The organism is Nonomuraea sp. NPDC050227, from assembly GCF_044459705.1.
In the GTDB taxonomy this organism is placed as follows: domain Bacteria; phylum Actinomycetota; class Actinomycetes; order Streptosporangiales; family Streptosporangiaceae; genus Nonomuraea.
Genome location: NZ_JBITJF010000004.1, coordinates 507,424 through 524,236, shown reverse-complemented (window position 1 = coordinate 524,236; position 16,813 = coordinate 507,424). Strand labels below are relative to the sequence as shown.

The 16,813-nt window shown below is 72.1% G+C and carries 14 protein-coding genes; 3 read left to right on the top strand and 11 right to left on the bottom strand.

The features are described from left to right. Positions 1 to 29: 29 nt before the first annotated feature. Genes ACIBK9_RS19475 through ACIBK9_RS19460 form a run of 4 tightly spaced genes read right to left on the bottom strand, consistent with a single transcriptional unit; the run spans position 30 to position 5,109 of the window. Entirely contained in the window at positions 30 to 1,586 is a 1,557-nt protein-coding gene (locus tag ACIBK9_RS19475) for an FAD-dependent monooxygenase (RefSeq protein WP_397159856.1), read from the bottom strand. Between the two features lie 6 nt (positions 1,587 to 1,592). After that, a complete protein-coding gene (locus ACIBK9_RS19470; protein WP_397159854.1) occupies positions 1,593 to 3,362 on the bottom strand; it encodes an FAD-dependent oxidoreductase in 1,770 nt (589 codons plus the stop codon). A 27-nt stretch (positions 3,363 to 3,389) separates the two neighbouring features. Continuing rightward, positions 3,390 to 4,250, bottom strand: a complete 861-nt coding sequence (locus ACIBK9_RS19465; RefSeq protein WP_387676317.1) for a VOC family protein — start codon at positions 4,248 to 4,250, stop codon at positions 3,390 to 3,392. 25 nt (positions 4,251 to 4,275) lie between these two features. After that, positions 4,276 to 5,109: an alpha/beta fold hydrolase gene (locus ACIBK9_RS19460; RefSeq protein ID WP_397159852.1), complete on the bottom strand. Its 834-nt coding sequence runs from the start codon at positions 5,107 to 5,109 to the stop codon at positions 4,276 to 4,278. A gap of 255 nt (positions 5,110 to 5,364) precedes the next feature. On the opposite strand from ACIBK9_RS19460, the gene ACIBK9_RS19455 reads away from it, so the two are divergent. After that, positions 5,365 to 6,507, top strand: a complete 1,143-nt coding sequence (locus tag ACIBK9_RS19455) for a PucR family transcriptional regulator (protein WP_397159850.1) — start codon at positions 5,365 to 5,367, stop codon at positions 6,505 to 6,507. Then, positions 6,492 to 6,965 carry a hypothetical protein gene (locus ACIBK9_RS19450; RefSeq protein ID WP_397159848.1) on the top strand — a complete coding sequence of 158 codons (474 nt, stop codon included), beginning with the start codon at positions 6,492 to 6,494 and terminating at the stop codon, positions 6,963 to 6,965. The genes ACIBK9_RS19455 and ACIBK9_RS19450 overlap by 16 nt, the downstream gene beginning before the upstream one ends. A 19-nt stretch (positions 6,966 to 6,984) precedes the next feature. Here ACIBK9_RS19450 and ACIBK9_RS19445 read toward each other — a convergent pair whose 3' ends face one another. The 3 genes from ACIBK9_RS19445 to ACIBK9_RS19435 all read right to left on the bottom strand — a co-directional run bounded on the left by ACIBK9_RS19445 (position 6,985) and on the right by ACIBK9_RS19435 (position 10,942). Continuing rightward, positions 6,985 to 8,214: a serine hydrolase domain-containing protein gene (locus ACIBK9_RS19445; RefSeq protein WP_397159846.1), complete on the bottom strand. Its 1,230-nt coding sequence runs from the start codon at positions 8,212 to 8,214 to the stop codon at positions 6,985 to 6,987. Positions 8,215 to 8,410: 196 nt separating this feature from the next. Further along, positions 8,411 to 9,670 carry a serine hydrolase domain-containing protein gene (locus tag ACIBK9_RS19440; RefSeq protein WP_397159844.1) on the bottom strand — a complete coding sequence of 420 codons (1,260 nt, stop codon included), beginning with the start codon at positions 9,668 to 9,670 and terminating at the stop codon, positions 8,411 to 8,413. 108 nt (positions 9,671 to 9,778) lie between these two features. Further along, the gene (locus ACIBK9_RS19435; protein ID WP_397159842.1) at positions 9,779 to 10,942 is read right to left on the bottom strand and encodes a pyridoxal phosphate-dependent aminotransferase; all 1,164 of its coding nucleotides are present in this window, start codon (positions 10,940 to 10,942) and stop codon (positions 9,779 to 9,781) included. Positions 10,943 to 11,050: 108 nt separating this feature from the next. On the opposite strand from ACIBK9_RS19435, the gene ACIBK9_RS19430 reads away from it, so the two are divergent. After that, a complete protein-coding gene (locus ACIBK9_RS19430) occupies positions 11,051 to 11,821 on the top strand; it encodes a GntR family transcriptional regulator (protein WP_358297803.1) in 771 nt (256 codons plus the stop codon). 84 nt (positions 11,822 to 11,905) lie between these two features. Here ACIBK9_RS19430 and ACIBK9_RS19425 read toward each other — a convergent pair whose 3' ends face one another. The 4 genes from ACIBK9_RS19425 to ACIBK9_RS19410 all read right to left on the bottom strand — a co-directional run bounded on the left by ACIBK9_RS19425 (position 11,906) and on the right by ACIBK9_RS19410 (position 16,806). Continuing rightward, a complete protein-coding gene (locus tag ACIBK9_RS19425; RefSeq protein ID WP_397160185.1) occupies positions 11,906 to 13,399 on the bottom strand; it encodes a CoA-acylating methylmalonate-semialdehyde dehydrogenase in 1,494 nt (497 codons plus the stop codon). Positions 13,400 to 13,473: 74 nt separating this feature from the next. Next, complete coding sequence (locus tag ACIBK9_RS19420) at positions 13,474 to 14,268, bottom strand: SDR family NAD(P)-dependent oxidoreductase (RefSeq protein WP_397159840.1); 795 nt, start codon at positions 14,266 to 14,268, stop codon at positions 13,474 to 13,476. Further along, positions 14,265 to 15,449, bottom strand: a complete 1,185-nt coding sequence (locus ACIBK9_RS19415; RefSeq protein ID WP_397159838.1) for a glycine C-acetyltransferase — start codon at positions 15,447 to 15,449, stop codon at positions 14,265 to 14,267. Before ACIBK9_RS19415 ends, ACIBK9_RS19420 begins: the two co-directional genes overlap by 4 nt. A 28-nt stretch (positions 15,450 to 15,477) precedes the next feature. Continuing rightward, positions 15,478 to 16,806, bottom strand: coding sequence for an MFS transporter (locus tag ACIBK9_RS19410; protein WP_387676289.1), 1,329 nt, complete (start codon positions 16,804 to 16,806; stop codon positions 15,478 to 15,480). Positions 16,807 to 16,813: the final 7 nt, after the last annotated feature.

The window sequence follows — 16,813 nt, the reverse complement described above, 5'->3', positions numbered from 1 at the left end:
GAGAGCACTCCGATCGGAGCCGAGGCCGTTCATGACAGCACTCCGACCAGGTCGGCGCGGCCGGAGAGCACCATGGTCAGGGCCCGGTCGCGGTCGGGTTCCGGTTCGATCAGCAGTGCGGGCAGTCCCGCGCGCATCCGTGCCTCCTCGCACAGCCGGGTACGGGTCAGGGCCGTGCCGCCGTGCACGGCGACCAGGGTCGCGCCGGCCGCTGCGAACCCGGACAGGTCGGGCAGCCCGTCCTCGGTGTCCGGCGCCTCCACCAGGGCGCCCCACGCGCCGGGCAACGGCGTCGCGGAGAGCGGCAGCTCGTTCTTCCCCCGGACGGCGGCGGGCGCGCCGTCCGCGCCGGGCAGGACGTCGAGCAGCCGGCCGGACGCCGACCACCCGGCGGCCTCGAAGCCCGTCTCCAGGGGCGCGGCGCCGTGCAGGTCCCGCCACCGGCGATGGGCCGACGCCACGAACCCCGGCGCGCGTCTGGCCAGGCGCGCGTCGGAGATGCTGCGGGACAGGAAGTGGTAGGCGAACTGCCACGGCTCCAGGGCGTCGTGGTAGCCGCCGAAGCTCTCCCACCAGGCGAGGCTGGGCCGCGCCGAGTCCTGGATGTGCCGGACCGGCGGCTGGGCGGCCCGCTCGTAGCTCGCGAGCGCGGCCGCCAGGTCGCCGGGGTGCCCGGCCAGCGCCCGCGCGAGCGCGACGGCGTCCTCCATGGCCATCTTGGTGCCCGAGCCGACGGAGAAGTGCGCGGTGTGCGCGGCGTCGCCGAGCAGCACGACGGGCCGCGGGGCCGTGGTGTGCCAGTGGCGGGTGCGGCGGGTGCGGAAACTGGCCCACCGGGAGTTGTTGGTGAGCAGCCGGCCGCCCTCGATGTGCTCGGCGAACAGCGTCTCCAGGTACGCCTTGGAGCGCAGGTCGCTCACCCCGGGCGGCCGGCTCTCGTCGAACGCGTCGAGACCGGCCCGCCGCCAGGACGCCTCGTCGGTCTCCACGATGAACGTCGACATGGCGCCGGAGATCGGATACCCGTGCACCGCGAAGACGCCGTCAGGGCCGCGTTCGTGGACGAAGGTGAGCCCGTCGAAGAGGTGGTCGGTGCCGAACCAGATGAACTTGGCCGCGGCGGTCTCCACCTGGGAGCCGAGGCCGGGGCCGAGCTCCTCGCGGATCCGCGAGGAGGCCCCGTCGGCGGCCACCACCAGGTCGTAGCCGGCCAGGTCGGCGAGCCCCACCTCGGTGGAGAACCGCAGGTCCGCCCCGACCGCGCGGGCCCGTTCCTGCAGGAGCAGGAGGAGCGTGCGCCGGACGACCGCGGCCATGCCGTTGCCGCCGCACCTGATCCGCTCGCCCTTCAGCCGGACCTCGATGTCGTCCCAGTGCCTGCCGTGCTCGGCCAGGGCCGCGCGCAGCACGGGGTCCGCCTCGTGGATCGCCTCCAGGGTCCGGTCGGAGAAGACCACCCCGAAGCCGAAGGTGTCGTCGGCGCGGTTGCGCTCGAAGACGGTCACCTCCGACGACGGGTCCGCCTGCCGGATCAGCGCGGCGAAGAACAGCCCGCCGGGCCCGCCGCCGGCCACCGCGATGCGCATGGCCCGCTACTCCCTGGTCGCCGGGCCGAGGATCCGGCCGAGCACGGCGCTCAGCGCCGCCTCCGGATCGTCGGCCATCGACGCGGACCGCCAGGCCACCATGTGGTCGGGACGGACCAGGAGCACCCCGTCGTCCCCGACCTCGGACAGGGCGCGGTAGTCGCCGTAGCTGTCCTCGTAGTCGCAGCCGCGGCCGATCGACCGCACCCGGACGGGCACGCCCAGCCGCTCGGAGACGCGCTCGGCCGCCTCCCGCCAGGCCGCGCCGCCGATGCCGGTGAGCAGGGTGAACCGGCCCCGGCCGCACAGGTCGAAGGTGGAGACGCGCTGCTGGTCCCTGGTCAGCCACACGTGCGGCAGGTGGCGTCCCGGACGGGTGGAGGCGAAGTAGTAGACCTCCTCGTCCCGCGGCGCGGGCTGCTCGGGCGTGCCGTCGGGCACGATCGCGCCGGACGTGTAGTGCTGGTTGGTCTCGACGCCGTGCGTGTTGAAGCACATGATCGTGGCCTGCATCGCGGCGTCGAACGCCTGCCGCCGCTCACCGCCCTCGGCCGTCGGCAGCAGCAGGCCGTCGAGGGCGGCGCGCAGCTCCTCCGCGCCGGAGGCGGGCGGCAGGCGCAGCGCCATGAAGAGCTGCGGCATCAGCCCGTCGCTGCGCTTGGCGCGCTGGACGATCTGCCTGGCGACCGGCAGCCGCTCGTCCCGGTAGCTGTCGAGCAGCGCCGGGGCGGCCTCGCCGCGCACCACCATGGCGAGCTTCCAGCACAGGTTGTAGCTGTCCTGGATGGAGGTGTTGGAGCCGAGGCCGTTCATGGGCGAGTGCCGGTGCACGGCGTCGCCGACGCAGATGACCCGGCCCGCCATGTTGTCGGTGGCGTAGACGTCGTTGACCGCCCAGGTGGAGATCGACTCGACCTTCACCGGCACCTGGTCGTCGCCGATCAGCTGGTGGGCGATGCGGACGCCGTCCTCCTCGGTGAGCGTGGGCTGACCGGCGTTGACGTCGTAGCCCCACACGCCGACCCACTTGGTCCACGGGCGCACCATGCGCAGCACGCCGATGCCGTTGCCGTCGTGGCCGACGCCCGGCTGGACGAACCAGTACATGTCACCCGGACGGTGTTCGACGAAGCGGGTGAGGTCCGCCTCGAACACCACGTTGATCGAGCCGCCGAGCCCCATCTTGCCGACCAGCGGCAGGCCCGCCTGCGCGGCGACGGTCGAGTTGCCGCCGTCCGCGCCGATCAGGTACTTGCTGCGGATGCCGTACTGCTGGCCGGTCAGCCGGTCCTTGACCAGGGCGGTCACGCCGTCGTCGTCCTGCGTGAACGTCAGCAGCTCGGTGTTGAAGCGCACCGACGACCCGCGCGCGGCGGCCGCGTTGACCAGGATGGGCTCCAGCACGTGCTGCGGCAGGTCGCACACCGAGCACGGGCTGGCGAGGTCGTGCTCGGCCTTGAAGTGCGGGTGGGTGTACCACGTGCGCAGGCGGCCGAGCTCCTGGCCGGCCAGGCTGGTGGCGTACACGTGCTCGCCCATCAGGTGCTGCGGGGTGGCGTTCCTGGTCACCTCGCCCTCCAGCCCGAGGTCGCGCAGCACCTCGACGCCGCGCTGGTTGGTGATGTGCGCGCGAGGCGTGTTCGAGACCCCGGCGTACTTGTTGAGCACCACGTTGGCGATGCCGTACGTCGACAGCAGCGCCGCGGCGGTGGCGCCCGCCGGGCCGGCGCCGACGATCAGCACGTCCGTCTCCACGACGGGGGTGAGGGTTTCCATGTCAATGGCTCCTAGAAGGGAGGGACGTCAGTGCCGGTGGCCCCAGAGGTCGGGACCGGGGATCTCGGTGACCTGCCAGGTCGCGTCGTCGATGAGCACGCCGCCGCTGCCGAACTCGGTGTGCACGCCCACCGGGGACTCGGCGTAGAAGGAGAACATCTGGTCGTTGCTGTGCCGGCCGAGCGTCATGGTGACCGGGACGTCGCGGTCCAGCACCAGGTCGTAGGTGCGCCCGACCTGGTCCATGTCGGGGACCTCCAGCATGAAGTGGTGCAGGAACGGCTGGTGGATGCCGAAGAACGGGCCGTCCACGAAGGCGATGCTGTGGTGGCGCGGGTTCGTGTGCAGGAACGTGGCCTGGAACGGCCTGCGCATCGTGTCGCTGATCTTGAAGCCCAGGACGTCGGTGTAGAACCGCTGCTGGGCCGCCACGTCCGGGCTGGCCAGCACCACGTGGCCGAGGCCGAGGTCGCCGGTGACGAACCGCTCGATGTCGCGCGCCGAGGTGAACTGCCCCTCGCCCGCCGAGGCCCCGTGGAACAGCTCGACCCGGTTGCCCGCCGGGTCGAGGAAGTGCGCCATGCCGGCCACGCGGCGGATCTCCAGCTCGCGCTGGGTCGCCTGGCAGGCCACGACGCCGTGGTCGCTCAGCTCGTCGAGCGCGGCGCTCAGCGCGCCGGCGTCGGCGACCTCCCAGCCGTAGTAGGCGCCGCCGTCCTGCTCACCGGCCTCGACGGTGATGCGGTGGTGCACGTCGTCGATGCGGAAGTGGGTGGCGCCGTCCTCCCCCGCGACCCGCTGCATGCCGAGGATGTCCGTGGCGTAGGCGGTGAAGGCGTCCGGCTCGCGCGCGGACAGGCCGAGGTAGCCGAGCTGCTTGATGTCCATGCCTGATGTCTCCTGTCGTACGAGGTCAGAACGCGTCGGTGAGGAAGCCCCGCAGCAGCGCCGCGTACTCGGCGGCGCGCTCGATCTGCACCCAGTGGCCGCAGTGCGGGAAGATGTGCAGCTGCGCGTTGGGCAGGTGCTGCTGGAGGAAGACACTGGAGTCGGGGGTGACGAACCGGTCCTCGCGGCCGTGCACGACGAGGAACGGGTGCGGCATCCGGCGCAGCGCCGACGGCGGCACGGCCATCTCGGCGGGCGAGGAGGAGAAGAAGCGCTCGAAGGAACGCCGCACCTCGGGCCGCATGACCTCCTGGTAACGCGTCTCGGTGATCTCCGAGATCGACGTGCCGAGCGCGTCCTCGTCGTAGACGAACCACTTGGTGAGGTTCTCCAGGGCGCTGATCGTCGGGTCCTTGTAGAAGGACACCATCCGCATGACCTCGGGCGTCGGCTGCGAGTGCCCGCCCGCGCTGCCCATCAGCGAGATCCGGTCGAAGCGCTGCGGCGCCGTCATCACCAGGTGCATGGCCAGGGCGCCGCCCATCGAGTTGCCGACCAGGTGCGCCCGCTCGACGCCGCGGGCGTCCATCAGGGCGAGCACCTGCTCGACCCGCATGCGCATCCAGCCGGTCAGGCTGCCCGGCATGTCCTCGGGATGGTCGGTGCGGCCGTAGCCGACGAGGTCGGGAGCCAGCACGTGGTAGTCGTCGCTGAGGGCGGGCATGAAGCCGCTCCAGTTGGACACCGCGTTGGCGCCGGGGCCGCCGCCGTGCAGCAGGATCACGGTCTCGCGGTCGTCGTCGCCGCTTTCCAGAAAAAACGTGGAATAGCCGTTGGTCTCGACGGTGCGCTCGGTCACTGGAATGGGTTCCTTCCCGTGCTGTACGGGCATTGCCCGGCATGATCTGTTGATCGGGCGGACGGCTGTGATCGGCCCGCGGGGCGACGGCGGGGCTTGCCACCCGCACCCCTCGCATTGCTAACTTGTGCGCTGTCGCACCACCGTAGACGGACACCACGTTGATGCGCTTCGTACGATCTGTCGTTAGTTGTCGGCGCCGATCCGACGCTGTGTCGCAGGAGAGGAGCAACCCCGGTGAGCCTTGATGACGCCGTGCAAGATCTGGCCGATCGCCTGGGCGTGGCGCTCGTGGTGGTCGATCAGGACCTGAGGATCGCGGCGTTCAGCGTCCACGACACCGACGCGCGGCTCGCCCGGCTGGCCCGGTTGCTCGCCGGCTCGACCGCCCCGCTGACGAAGCCGCTGGTGGAGCAGCATCGGCTGCGCCAGGCCAGGCACGGCGTGCGGGTCCCCCAGGACGACGGCGAGCTGGTCGTGCTGCCGTTGCGCCATGAGCAGCAACTGCTCGGCTACGTCTATTACGTCGAGGACCGGGAGACGCCGCGCGCCGACGACCTGGCGCTGCTGGAATCCGCCGCGCCGGAAATGGGCGCGCTGCTGTCGCTGCGCATCTCCGACCGCCGGCACGGCACCGAGAATTCCCGGCAGCTGCTCGCGGAATTGCTCGGAGAATCGCCGGAGAAACGTGCGGAGGCGGCCGGGAAACTCGTGCGGGACAATCTCATCGACGATGTCGAGCATTATTCGGTGCTCGTTCTCCGGGCCCCCGAATCGGCGCCCAGATCCATTACCCGGCTGGCCGTCGAGGCGACTCTTGAATTCACCACGAGATCGACGACGGTGAAAATAGTCGGCGCCGTTCTCGGGGCCGAAGGAATTGTTCTCTTCCCGCGTCCGGTGAATCGCGACAGGCTGGAACGCGCGCTCGCCGGGCCGGGTCTGGAGGCGGTCGTGGCGGGCGTGGGCGGCGTGCAGCCGTCGCTGGCGCAGGCGGTCGAGTCCTACCACGAGGCGCGGCTCGCCCAGCGTGCCTCGCGCCTCGATCCGCAGCGGTACGGCAAGCGCGTCTTCTGGGACGAGCTCGGCCTCGACCGCCTGTTCCTGCAACTGCCGCTCGACCGGCTGACGCCGAGCCAGTTCCCCGACGGCGTGCGGCGCCTGCTGGACGCGCCGCACGGCGTCGAGCTCGCGGCGACGCTGGAGGGCTACCTCGACAGCGGCGGCGAGATCCAGAGCGCGGCGCGGCGGCTGCGCATCCACCGCAGCACGCTCTACTACCGGCTCGACCGCGTCCGCGAGGTCATCGGCTGCGACATCACGGACGGGTCGATCCGCCTGGAACTGCACGCCGGTCTCCGCATCGCCCGCCTCGCCGGCCTGTGGCCGCACGAATGAGCCCGGCGGCGCGATGGGCGCCGCCGGGCGCCGGGCAGCAGCTTCTTGGCGACCTGGCGGAGACGGCCGACGTCTGCTGCGAGACCCGCAGCGTCCCCGTCCTGCCGCCGGGCCGCGGGCGGCGCGGCCTGCTGAGCGGGCTGTTCGGCGCGTCCAGGGCGGCCGGGCCGGAGGTCGGGCCGTTCACCACGGCGGCCGTCGTCACGCCGGGCGTGATCGTGATCGCCACCGTCACCGACCGGGGCACGCAGGTGCGGCTGGGCGCCAGGCTGGCGGACGTGTCATTGCAAGACGCCGACCCCGCGCTGTATGGACGGGCCACGGGGGTCGACGTGCAGGCGCGGTGGTTCGGGTCGTCGGACGCGAGCTCGTACCTGCTGCCGCTCGACACCGGGCCGGCCGGGCAGGCGTTCCTGGCCCGGCTGCGCGAGCTGACCACCGAGGCCCGACACAGGTGAGCGGTCGGCCTCCCTTGTGTCAGTCGTCGAGGGCCTGGTAGAGGGTGGTCCAGAAGTCGTTCATCAGGTGGGCCGGGTTCGGGACGGAGTAGCCGAGCTGGCAGAGCAGGATGCCGGTGAGCCCGTTGACCGGGTCGGCGTAGGCCGAGGTGCCGCTGCCGCCGTCCCAGCCGAACTGGCCGACCGGGGCGTAGTCACCGCGGTAGGTGCGCACCGCCATGCCCATGCCCCAGCCGCCCTGCTGTCCCTGGCCGAAGGAGATGTGCACGTTGTTCCTGGCCAGGGCGGTACGGGCGTCGTTCTGCTGCGGAGTGAGCCGGTTGGTGGTCATCAGCTCGACGGCGGGCCGGGACAGGACGCGGGTGCCCCGGTGGGTGCCGCCGTTGAGCAACATCCGGAAGTAGGCGTGGTAGTCGTCGGCCGTGGAGACCAGGCCGCCGCCGCCTCCCTGGAACGCCGGCGGCTTGCTCCACCGTCCGCCCTCGGGCTCGTCCCAGACGAGGAACTCGCCGGTGACCGGGTCGGGGGCGTACAGGGCGGGCAGCCGGTCGATCTGGTCGGCGGGCACGTGGAAGCCGGTGTCGGTCATGCCGAGCGGTTCGAAGACGCGCTCGCGCAGGAACTCCTCGAACGGCCGGCCGGTGACCCGGGAGACGAGCACGCCGACCAGGTCGCTGCTGATCTGGTACTGCCACTGCTCGCCCGGCTGGTACATCAGCGGCAGCTCGCCCAGGCGGCGCATCCACTCGTCCGGCTCGGGCATCTCGACCGGCAGGTTCGGGGTGAGGCCCCGCTCGAAGATCGCGTTCATGATCGGCTTGCCCAGCGCGGTGAAGTCCATGCCGAGCCCGAAGGTGGAGGTCAGCACGTCCCGCACGGTGATCGGCCGGTGGGCCGGGACGGTGTCGTCCAGCGGCGCGCCGGGGCTGGTGAGCACGCGCCGGTCGGCCAGCTCGGGCAGCCACGGGTCGACCACGTCGTCCAGCCGCAGCCGGCACTCGTCCACCAGCACCATGGCCGCCGCGATCGAGACGGGCTTGGACGTGGAGGCCATCCGGAAGACGGTGTCGCGGCGCATGGGTGCGCCGCCGTCGTGCCGCATCGTGCCGATCGCCTCGACGTGCGTCTCCTCGCCGCGGCTCACCAGGGCGACCAGGCCCGGGATCCGCCCCGAGTCGACGTGCCGGGCCAGCACCTCGCGCAGCCTGCGCAGCCCCTGCTCGGAGAAGCCGTTCCCGCCGATTGCCATGATCGTGTCTCCTTGTCGCGGTGGTCGATCCGCCGGATCCGTCCGGTCCGGCGTCCATGGGTCAACCCTCGCGAAGAGCCCTGACACGGGGCCGTCACCGCACTGACGCCGCCGCTGACACGACCGTTGCCGGCATGCCGATGCCGCCGGGGGTGAGCCGGCGGCAGAGAGGTGTGTCGTGCTGAGCGGTGTGACGCTAGCGCTTGACGGAGATCAGCCGGTCCACGGCGAACGGGACGATCTGCGGCTGCGCCGCCGTCGTGCGCGCCGCGCTCTGACCGCAGAGCCCCAGCAGCAGGTGGTCGACGGTGGCGTAGTCGATCGGGCTGATCACGATGTTGCCGTTCTCGTCCAGGCTCTGGTACTTCGTGCGGTTGACGCCCATGGAGAGCTGGCGGGCGCCGTCCGGGCTGGTGTAGGAGTCGGTGGCCATGCCGAAGACGCCGCCGCTGTGCCCCCAGAACCGGCCGCACGGCAGGTCGGTGGCGTAGATGCCGAGGCCGTAGGCGCCCGACACGCCGGCCACGGGCACGGTCTTCTGCATCTCGGCCAGCTCGGCCGGGCCGATCAGCCCGCCGCGCAGCAGCACCCGGTAGAACTGGTTGAGGTCGTCCATCGTGGACACGACGGCGCCCGCCGTGGTGATCCACGACATGTTGTAGACGCTGTAGTCCTTGGGCGGGTCGATGAAGCCGAACATCGACTCGTACGCCTTGGAGTGCGGGCCGGGGATGACCGGCGTGCGCGGGAAGGACGTGTGCCGCAGCCCCGCCTTGCGGATGACGTTGCGGGTGATGTACTGCTCGGCGTTCTCGCCCGTCACCTTCTCCAGGAGCAGGCCGGCGATCAGGTAGTTGGTGTTGGAGTAGATCCCCGGCGTGGCGCCCGGCTCGCCGGTGGGCGTGGCGGCCAGGCCCAGCTCGACCAGCTCCCGGCGGGAGAAGGTGCGGAAACGGTTGTCGTCGAGGCTCTCGAACGTGCCCTGGAGCAGCGAGGGGAAGGCCGGGCCCACGTGGTCGGCGATGTGGCTCGTGTGGTTGAGCAACATCCGCACGGTGATCTTCTGGCCGCGCTCGCCCGGCACCACGTCGGGCAGGTAGCGGGCGATGGGGGCGTCCAGTTCGACGGCGCCGCGGGCCACCTGCTGGAGCAGGGCCACCGCGGTGAAGGTCTTGGTGATGCTGCCGACCCGGTGCACCATGCCGGGGCGCACGGGGCGCTTCGTGGCGACGTCGGCCACGCCGGAGGCGCCCCGCCAGCTGCGCTCGCCGTCGCGGACGGTCGAGTAGATGCCGTACATGCCGGCCTCGTGCACGGCGTCCAGCGACTGCCGCAGCGCCTGCCGGTCGAGCCCGGTCTCCCGTGCGGGGGCGGCCTGGGCGGGGCTGGCCGCCAGCACCATCCCGGCGGTCAGGGCGACGGCCGAGGCGTTCTTTCCAAGCGTCCGGATGTTCATGGCGTAAGCATGATCCAGACGCGGTTCCGCGGTCAGTCGCGGCTGTCATCGGCTGCGCATGACAGGAGTCATGAACCGTCCCGCCGCCCGTGCCGGCGGGCGGGCGCGTCAGGACGCTCGGCGGGCCTGTCCGAGGCCGCGGACCAGCTCGGCGAGCGTTTCCTCGTCGGAGCCGAACGTGATGCGGACATGCGTGTCGGGAGCGTGCATGTCGGCGCCGCGCACGGTCGCGATGCCGTTCCGCAGGAGTGCGCGGTCGATGGCGGCCGGGGTCTCACCAAGGCGTGAGCAGTCGGCGAGCAGGAAGGCGCCGCCCGTGGGCCGTACGGGCGGCGGGAAGCCGCTCGCGGCGAGGCCGTCGCAGACGAGGTCGCGCTTGGCCTGGTAGGTGGAGAGCGCCAGGTCGAGCCAGTCGCGTGGGCCGGTGAGTGCGGCGACCGCGGCCCGCTGCGGAACCACTCCGCAACACACCGCCTCCCACTCGAAGCGGCGGTTGAGCGCGTCGATGACGGGTGGCGGCGCCAGGACGTAGCCGAGCCGCCAGCTCGCCAGCGCGTAGTACTTGCTGAGGCTGGTGACGGTGACCAGGTGCGGCCAGCGGTCGGCGAACGCCTCCACCGGGTGGTAGCGGTGGCCGTCGTACGTGAAGTGCTGCCATGAGTCGTCGGAGATGACGAGGAGCCCGTGGCGGGCGGCGAGGTCGACCACGGCCGCGAGGGTCGCGGCGTCGGGGAGATAACCCGTCGGATTGGTCGGATTGCACAGCAGCACGGCCCGGCTGCGGCTGGTGACGGCGGCCTCCAGGCCGGCCAGGTCGAGCGCCCAGCCGTCGCTCTCGCGGGACGGGACGCCGACGGGCGTGGCGCCGGCCTCGCGGATGGCGCCGTCGAAGAAGTAGGTGGGGGTCGGCACGATCACCTCGTCGCCCGGTGCGAGCACCGTGCGCAGCACGAGGGAGAGCCCCTGCATCGCTCCGTGGGTGATCAGCAGGCGGCGCTCGGGATCGACGCGCAGGCCGTGCTCGCGCTCCAGTTCGGCGGCGATCGCGGCGCGCAGTTCCGGCAGGCCGCGGGTGTCGCGCGGGTCGGGAAGGTCCATCGCGCCCGCCACCGCCCGCCGTACGTGCTCGGGCATGGGCAGGATCGGGGCGCCGACGAGCGGGAGCATCCGCACACCGTCGCGTGCGCCGCGCTCCGCGCGGGCGCGGGTGCTCATCGCCCCCAGCGCCGGGAAGTCGCTCGCGGCGGGAAGGGACCAGGAGTTTCGCTGCATGGAACGAAGCATCGCACATTGAGATATCAACAACAAGAATAAATATCTCTACCCGATGCATGGCGGCCGAGCTGCTGTATCAACACTGTGAATTGGTATTCTGGCGCGATGTCCGACATCCATGGCGTGGTCAGCGGAACGCCGCACATCCCCGCGCTGCTGCTGGTCGGCACCGACGAGACCGGCCTCGACCGCACGAGCCAGGCCTACCGGGCGATCAGGCGCCAGATCATCGACCTGACGCTGCCGCCCGGCAGCAGTTTCACCGAGACGTCGCTCGCCGAGCAATGGCGGATCAGCAAGACGCCGGTGCGCGAGGCGCTGGCCCGGTTGCGGCGCGACGGGCTCGTGACCGCCCTTCCGCGCGCGGGCTACGTCGTCAGCCCGATCACGCTGCAGGACACCGACGCTCTGTGCGCGCTGCGGACGCTGCTGTCCGGCGAGGCGGCCGCCGCCGCGGCGCGTCTCGGAGTCACGGCGCCGGCGCTCGAACGACTCGAAGCGCTGTCCAAGGTGCCCATCGCGCTCGCGGCGGGCGAAGTGGAACAGGAGGAGTCGCTGCAGGCCGGCATCGAGTTCGAGGGCATCATCGCCAACTTCAGCGGCAACCCTCGCCTCGGCAAGGCCATCGTCGACGTGCTCGACGAGCTGGAACGGGTTCTGCGCATGGCCGCGTTGATCGATCCCGGCATCGCGAGCCCGCCCGGCGAGCTGGGGGCCGTCTACGAGGGGCTGCGCGCGCGTGACGCGGACGCCGCCCGGGACGCGATGCGCGCGCGGTGCGAGCGCGTGCGCCGCGACCTGCTGCAGGTGCTGGCGAAGAGCACGTCGGTGAGCCGGGCGCACATCGAGCTGCCCGGGTCGCGCCCGCGGGCGTAGCCCGCGGGCGGGCGGGGGCCGCGCCGGGCGAGGGCCGGGCCTCCGGGGTGCGGCGCGAGGCCGGTCGGAGGCCGGGCCGTCCGGTCAGACCGCCGTCGGGAAGGAGAGGTCGCCGCGGTGGCGCGGGCCGTCCTCCCGCTCCTCCGGCCACCGGCTGGTGACGGCCTTCGCGCGCGTGTAGAACGCGACGCCCTCCGGACCGTGCATGTGGTGCGCGCCGAACAGCGACTGCTTCCAGCCGCCGAACGAGTGGAACGCCATGGGCACCGGGATGGGCACGTTGACGCCGATCATCCCGACCTGCACGGAGCGCTGGAAGAGGCGCGCCGCGTGGCCGCCCCTGGTGAAGATCGCCGTGCCGTTGGCCAGGTTGTTGCCGTTGATCAGGTCGATCGCCTCTTCGAGCGAGCCGACCCGCACGACGACGAGCACCGGGCCGAAGATCTCGTCGCGGTAGACGTCCATCTCGGGCCTGACGTGATCGAACAGCGTCGGCCCGACGAAGAAGCCGTCGCCCCCGAGGTCGAGCTCGCGCCCGTCGACGACGAGCTCGGCGCCCGCGGCGACGCCGGAGTCGATGTAGCCCCTGATCCGTTCCAGCGCCTCCGCCGACACGACCGGCCCCATCTCGGACTCGGACTCCAGCCCCGGTCCGACCTTGATCGCCTGCGCCTTCTCGCGCATCAGCTCGACGAGCGGCTCGGCCACGTCGCCGACCGCGACGGCGACCGAGATCGCCATGCAGCGCTGGCCCGCCGAGCCGTACCCGGCCGCGACCAGATGCTCGGCGGCGTGGTCGAGGTCGGCGTCGGGCAGCACGACGGCGTGGTTCTTGGCGCCGCCGAGCGCCTGGACGCGCTTGCCTCCCGCGGTCGCGCGCTCGTACACGTACCGCGCGACCGGCGTCGAGCCGACGAACGACACGCCGTCGATGTCCGGGTGGTCGAGGATCGCGTCGACCGCGACCTTGTCGCCGTGGACGACGTTGAAGACGCCGTCGGGCAGACCGGCTTCGGCGTAGAGATCGGCGATGAGGTTGGCCGCCGACGGGTCGCGTTCGGAGGGCTTGAGCACGAACGTGTTGCCGGTCGCGATCGCGATCGGATGCATCCACAGCGGGACCATGGCGGGAAAGTTGAACGGCGTGATCCCGGCGCAGACGCCGAGCGGCTGCCGGAACGAGAACAGGTCGACGTCGGTCGAGACCTGGTCGGAGTACTCGCCCTTGAGCAGGTGCGGGATCCCGCAGGCGAAGTCGATCACCTCCAGGCCGCGGACGAGCTCGCCTCTGGCGTCGTCGAGGACCTTGCCGTGCTCGGCGGAGACCAGCCGCGCGAGGTCGTCGAGGTGCTTGTCGACCAGCTCGCGGAAGGCGAACATCAAGCGCGAGCGCCGCATGACCGAGGTGTCGGCCCAGCCCGGCAGGGCGGCACGCGCGGCCCGTACCGCGGCGTCGACGTCGGCGGGCTCGGCCAGCAGCACGTCGGCCTGATGCGCGCCGGTCGCGGGGTCCCATACCGGGGCGGTGCGGCTCGACCGGCCGGCGGTCTCGCGGCCGTCGATCCGGTGCCGGATCATCCTGACTGTCCCTGTGCTCACAGAAAGCTCACCTTCTCGTGGGGTGCTGGTTGCGGGTGTTCGGCGGCGCCGCGTCAGACGATCAGGTCGCCGCCGTTGATGTCGATGGCCGCCCCGGTGATGTACGCCGCGCGGTCCGAGGCGAGGAAGGCGACGAGCTCGGCGACCTCCCAGGGCTGCCCGACGCGGGGCACCGGGAACGACCGGGTGGCGCGTTCGAGCGCCTCTCCGGGCAGCAGCGCGCGGGCCATCGGGGTGTCGATGAGTCCCGGGCAGACGGCGTTCACCGTGATCCCGTCGGGCCCGTAGTCCTTCGCCAGGTGCCGGGTGAGCCCGAGGACTCCGTGCTTCGCCGTCGTGTAATGGGCGCCGCCCGCGGTGCTGATGGTCTTGCCGGCGGTGGAGGAGAAGTTGACGATGCGGCCCCAGCTCCGGGCGCGCATCGCGGGAAGCGCCTGCTGGCAGCACAGGACCGTCCCGAGCACGTTGACCGCCAGCACCTGGTTCCACTCGGCCCGGGTGATCTCCTCGAACGGGGTCGGCGGTGCGACGCCCGCGGCGTTGACCAGGATGTCCAGCCGCGACAGCTCCGCCAGCAGCGCGGCGAACGCCCGCTCGACCTGGTCGCCGTCCGTGACGTCCACCGCGAGCGACCGGACGCGGTCCGCCGGCACGGCCAGCGTCGCCGCCAGCTCTCCCGGGCCGGGCGCGGCCAGGTCGAACACCGCCACGGTCGCGCCGCGGCGGGCCAGCGCGTGTGCCGCGGCCAGGCCCATGCCGCGGGCCCCGCCGGTCACGATCGCGACCCGGCCCGCCAGCTCCCGGCCGTCGGCGCTGGTCGGCGCCCGCAGCCCCTCGGCGGTGCTCATGAGCCGGCCAGGACGGCACGCGCGCGGCCGAAGGCGGCCACCGCCCGTTCGAGCTGGCCGGCGGTGTGCGCGGCCGAGACCTGCACCCTGATCCGCTCCTCGCCAGCCGGGACGACCGGGTGGGAGAGCGCGAAGGCGAGCACGCCCTCGCGGCGGAGCGCCGCCGCCACGTCGCGGGCCAGCGTGCCGCCGCGCAGCATCACGGGGATGATCGGATGCTCCCCCGGCGGCACCTCGTAGCCGAGGTCGCGCAACGCCCGGCGCAGCCAGGCGGTGTTGGCGGCCAGGCGTTCCCGCAGGTCGGGACGCCGTCGTGCGATGCGGATCGCCGCCAGCGCCGCCACGGCCAGCGCGGGGGCCATGGCGTTGGTGAAGATGTAGGGCCGCGAGACCTGGCGCAGCGTCTCGACCAGCGCGCGGTCGCCCGCGACGAAGCCGCCCGCTGCGCCGCCCAGTGCCTTGCCGAGCGTCCCCGTCAGCACGTCGACGCGTCCCTTCAGTCCGAAGTGCTCGGCGGTGCCGCCGCCGGTCGTGCCCAGCACCCCCGTGGCGTGCGAGTCGTCGACCACGAGCACCGCGTCGTGGCGTTCGGCCAGCTCGCAGAGCCGGGGCAGCGCGGCGACGTCGCCGTCCATGCTGAAGACGCCGTCGGTGACGATGAGGCGGTGGCGAGCGCCGGCGAACTCGATGAGGTGGCGTTCGAGCTCGTCGAGGTCGGCGTGGGCGAAGACGCGCCGCCGGGCCCTCGTGAGGCGGATGCCGTCGATCAGGCTGGCGTGGTTGAGCGCGTCGCTGAGGACGACGTCCTGCGGGCCGAGCAGGGCGTCGAAGAGGCCGAGGTTCGCGTCGAAGCAGGAGTTGTGGAGCACCGCGTCCTCGGCGCCGACCAGCTCGGCGATGCACGCCTCCAGCTCGCCGTGGACGGCCCGGGTGCCGCAGAGCACCCGGCCCGCCGCCACCCCGAGCCCCGTCTCGCGCAGCGCCCGCCGGGCCGCGTCGAGGACCTCCGGGTCGCCGGCGAGCCCGAGATAGTCGTTGGAGGCGAAGTTCACCAGCCACTCCCCTCCCACGCCGAGCGCCGGCCCCTGGACACCCGAGACCACGAGGTCGCGGCGCAGCCCGGTGGTCGCCCGGCGTTCGTCGAGCTCGGCCCGGAGCCGGTGCAGCAGCGCGGCGTTCACGCCCTGCCTCCCTGCCGGTCGGCGGCGGTCATGACAGGCTCCCGTCCAGCCGCTCCATCCGGCGTCCCGCGGTGAGCAGGACGGCCAGCCCGGCGGCCATGATGATCGCGATGGCCAGCAGCGCGTACGTGAAGCTGCCGGTCGCGGACGCGATCGTCCCGGTGAAGTAGGGACCGATGAATCCGCTGACGTTGCTGACGGAGTTGATCAGGGCGATGCCGGAGGCGGCGGCCGCCTCGGTCAGGCCGATCGCCGGGATCCGCCAGAACTGCGGCATCGCGGTGATGATCCCGGCGACGCTCAGGCAGACGGCGAGCACGAACAGCGTGCCGCTGCTGGTGAAGGTCGCCAGCAGCAGCCCCGCCGCGCCGAGCGCCATCGGGACGGCCGTGGCCGTGACCGCCGTCCAGCGCGCGGCCAGGCGAGCCCAGGTCAGGAGGGCGACCGCGGCCACCACGTAGGGGATCGCGGACAGCAGCACGCTGCTGACGTCGGCGGACTCACCGACGCTCTGCGTGAGGGACCTGATCATCGTGGGCAGGAAGAACTGCAGCGGATAGAGCCCGAACGCGATCGCGAACCACGTCACGGCCATCGCCCACACCCGGCCGCTGGTCAGCGCCTGGCGCAGCCCGGTGAGCGCCCCGCGGGCGCGCTGTTCGGCGGCTTCTGCGGCCAGGACGTTCTCGATGGCGGCCTTCTCCTCGTCGTCGAGCCAGCGTGCGTCGGCCGGGCGGTTCGGCAGGAAAACGAAGATCAGGACGCTGACGACGACCGTCAGGATGCCCTCGACGAGGAACAGCGCCCGCCAGCCCGCGATGCCGAACAGGCTCTGGCCCCACTCCAGCAGCGCGGCGGCCAGCGGAGAGCCGATGATCGAGGACAGCGGGATCATCACGATGAAGGTCGACAGCGCCCAGGAACGCTGGCGGCGCGGGAACCAGAACGTCAGGTAGAGCAGGATCCCGGCGGCCAGGCCGGCTTCGGCGAACCCGAGGAGGAGCCGCGCGGCGAACAGTGTGGCCGGGGAGTTCACGGCCGCGGTCGCCGCGGTGACCAGCCCCCACGTGATCATGATGCGGGCGATCCACTTCCGCGCGCCGAACCGGCTCAGCATCATGTTGCTCGGCACTTCGAACAGGACGTAGCCGATGAAGAACAGTCCGGCGGCCAGGCCGATCTGGCCGCTGCCGAGGCCCAGGTCGCGGGACATGGGCGCGGCGATGTAACCGACGTTGGCGCGGTCGATGTAACTCGCCACGTAGGCGAGGCCGACCAGCGGCATGATGCGGACGCCCACCTTGCGCCAGGTGCGCGGTGAGACGGTGCTCGGTGGGGTCGCGACGGGTGAACTCATGGGGGGT

Bases quoted from the DNA above. Each gene is read 5' to 3' on its own strand.
- ACIBK9_RS19465 (WP_387676317.1), bottom strand. From the start codon at position 4,250: ATGGACATCAAGCAGCTCGGCTACCTCGGCCTGTCCGCGCGCGAGCCG.
- ACIBK9_RS19420 (WP_397159840.1), bottom strand. From the start codon at position 14,268: ATGAGCACCGCCGAGGGGCTGCGGGCGCCGACCAGCGCCGACGGCCGG.
- ACIBK9_RS19440 (WP_397159844.1), bottom strand. From the start codon at position 9,670: ATGAACATCCGGACGCTTGGAAAGAACGCCTCGGCCGTCGCCCTGACC.
- ACIBK9_RS19430 (WP_358297803.1), top strand. From the start codon at position 11,051: ATGTCCGACATCCATGGCGTGGTCAGCGGAACGCCGCACATCCCCGCG.
- ACIBK9_RS19445 (WP_397159846.1), bottom strand. From the start codon at position 8,214: ATGGCAATCGGCGGGAACGGCTTCTCCGAGCAGGGGCTGCGCAGGCTG.
- ACIBK9_RS19475 (WP_397159856.1), bottom strand. From the start codon at position 1,586: ATGCGCATCGCGGTGGCCGGCGGCGGGCCCGGCGGGCTGTTCTTCGCC.
- ACIBK9_RS19470 (WP_397159854.1), bottom strand. From the start codon at position 3,362: ATGGAAACCCTCACCCCCGTCGTGGAGACGGACGTGCTGATCGTCGGC.
- ACIBK9_RS19425 (WP_397160185.1), bottom strand. From the start codon at position 13,399: ATGATCCGGCACCGGATCGACGGCCGCGAGACCGCCGGCCGGTCGAGC.
- ACIBK9_RS19435 (WP_397159842.1), bottom strand. From the start codon at position 10,942: ATGCAGCGAAACTCCTGGTCCCTTCCCGCCGCGAGCGACTTCCCGGCG.
- ACIBK9_RS19410 (WP_387676289.1), bottom strand. From the start codon at position 16,806: ATGAGTTCACCCGTCGCGACCCCACCGAGCACCGTCTCACCGCGCACC.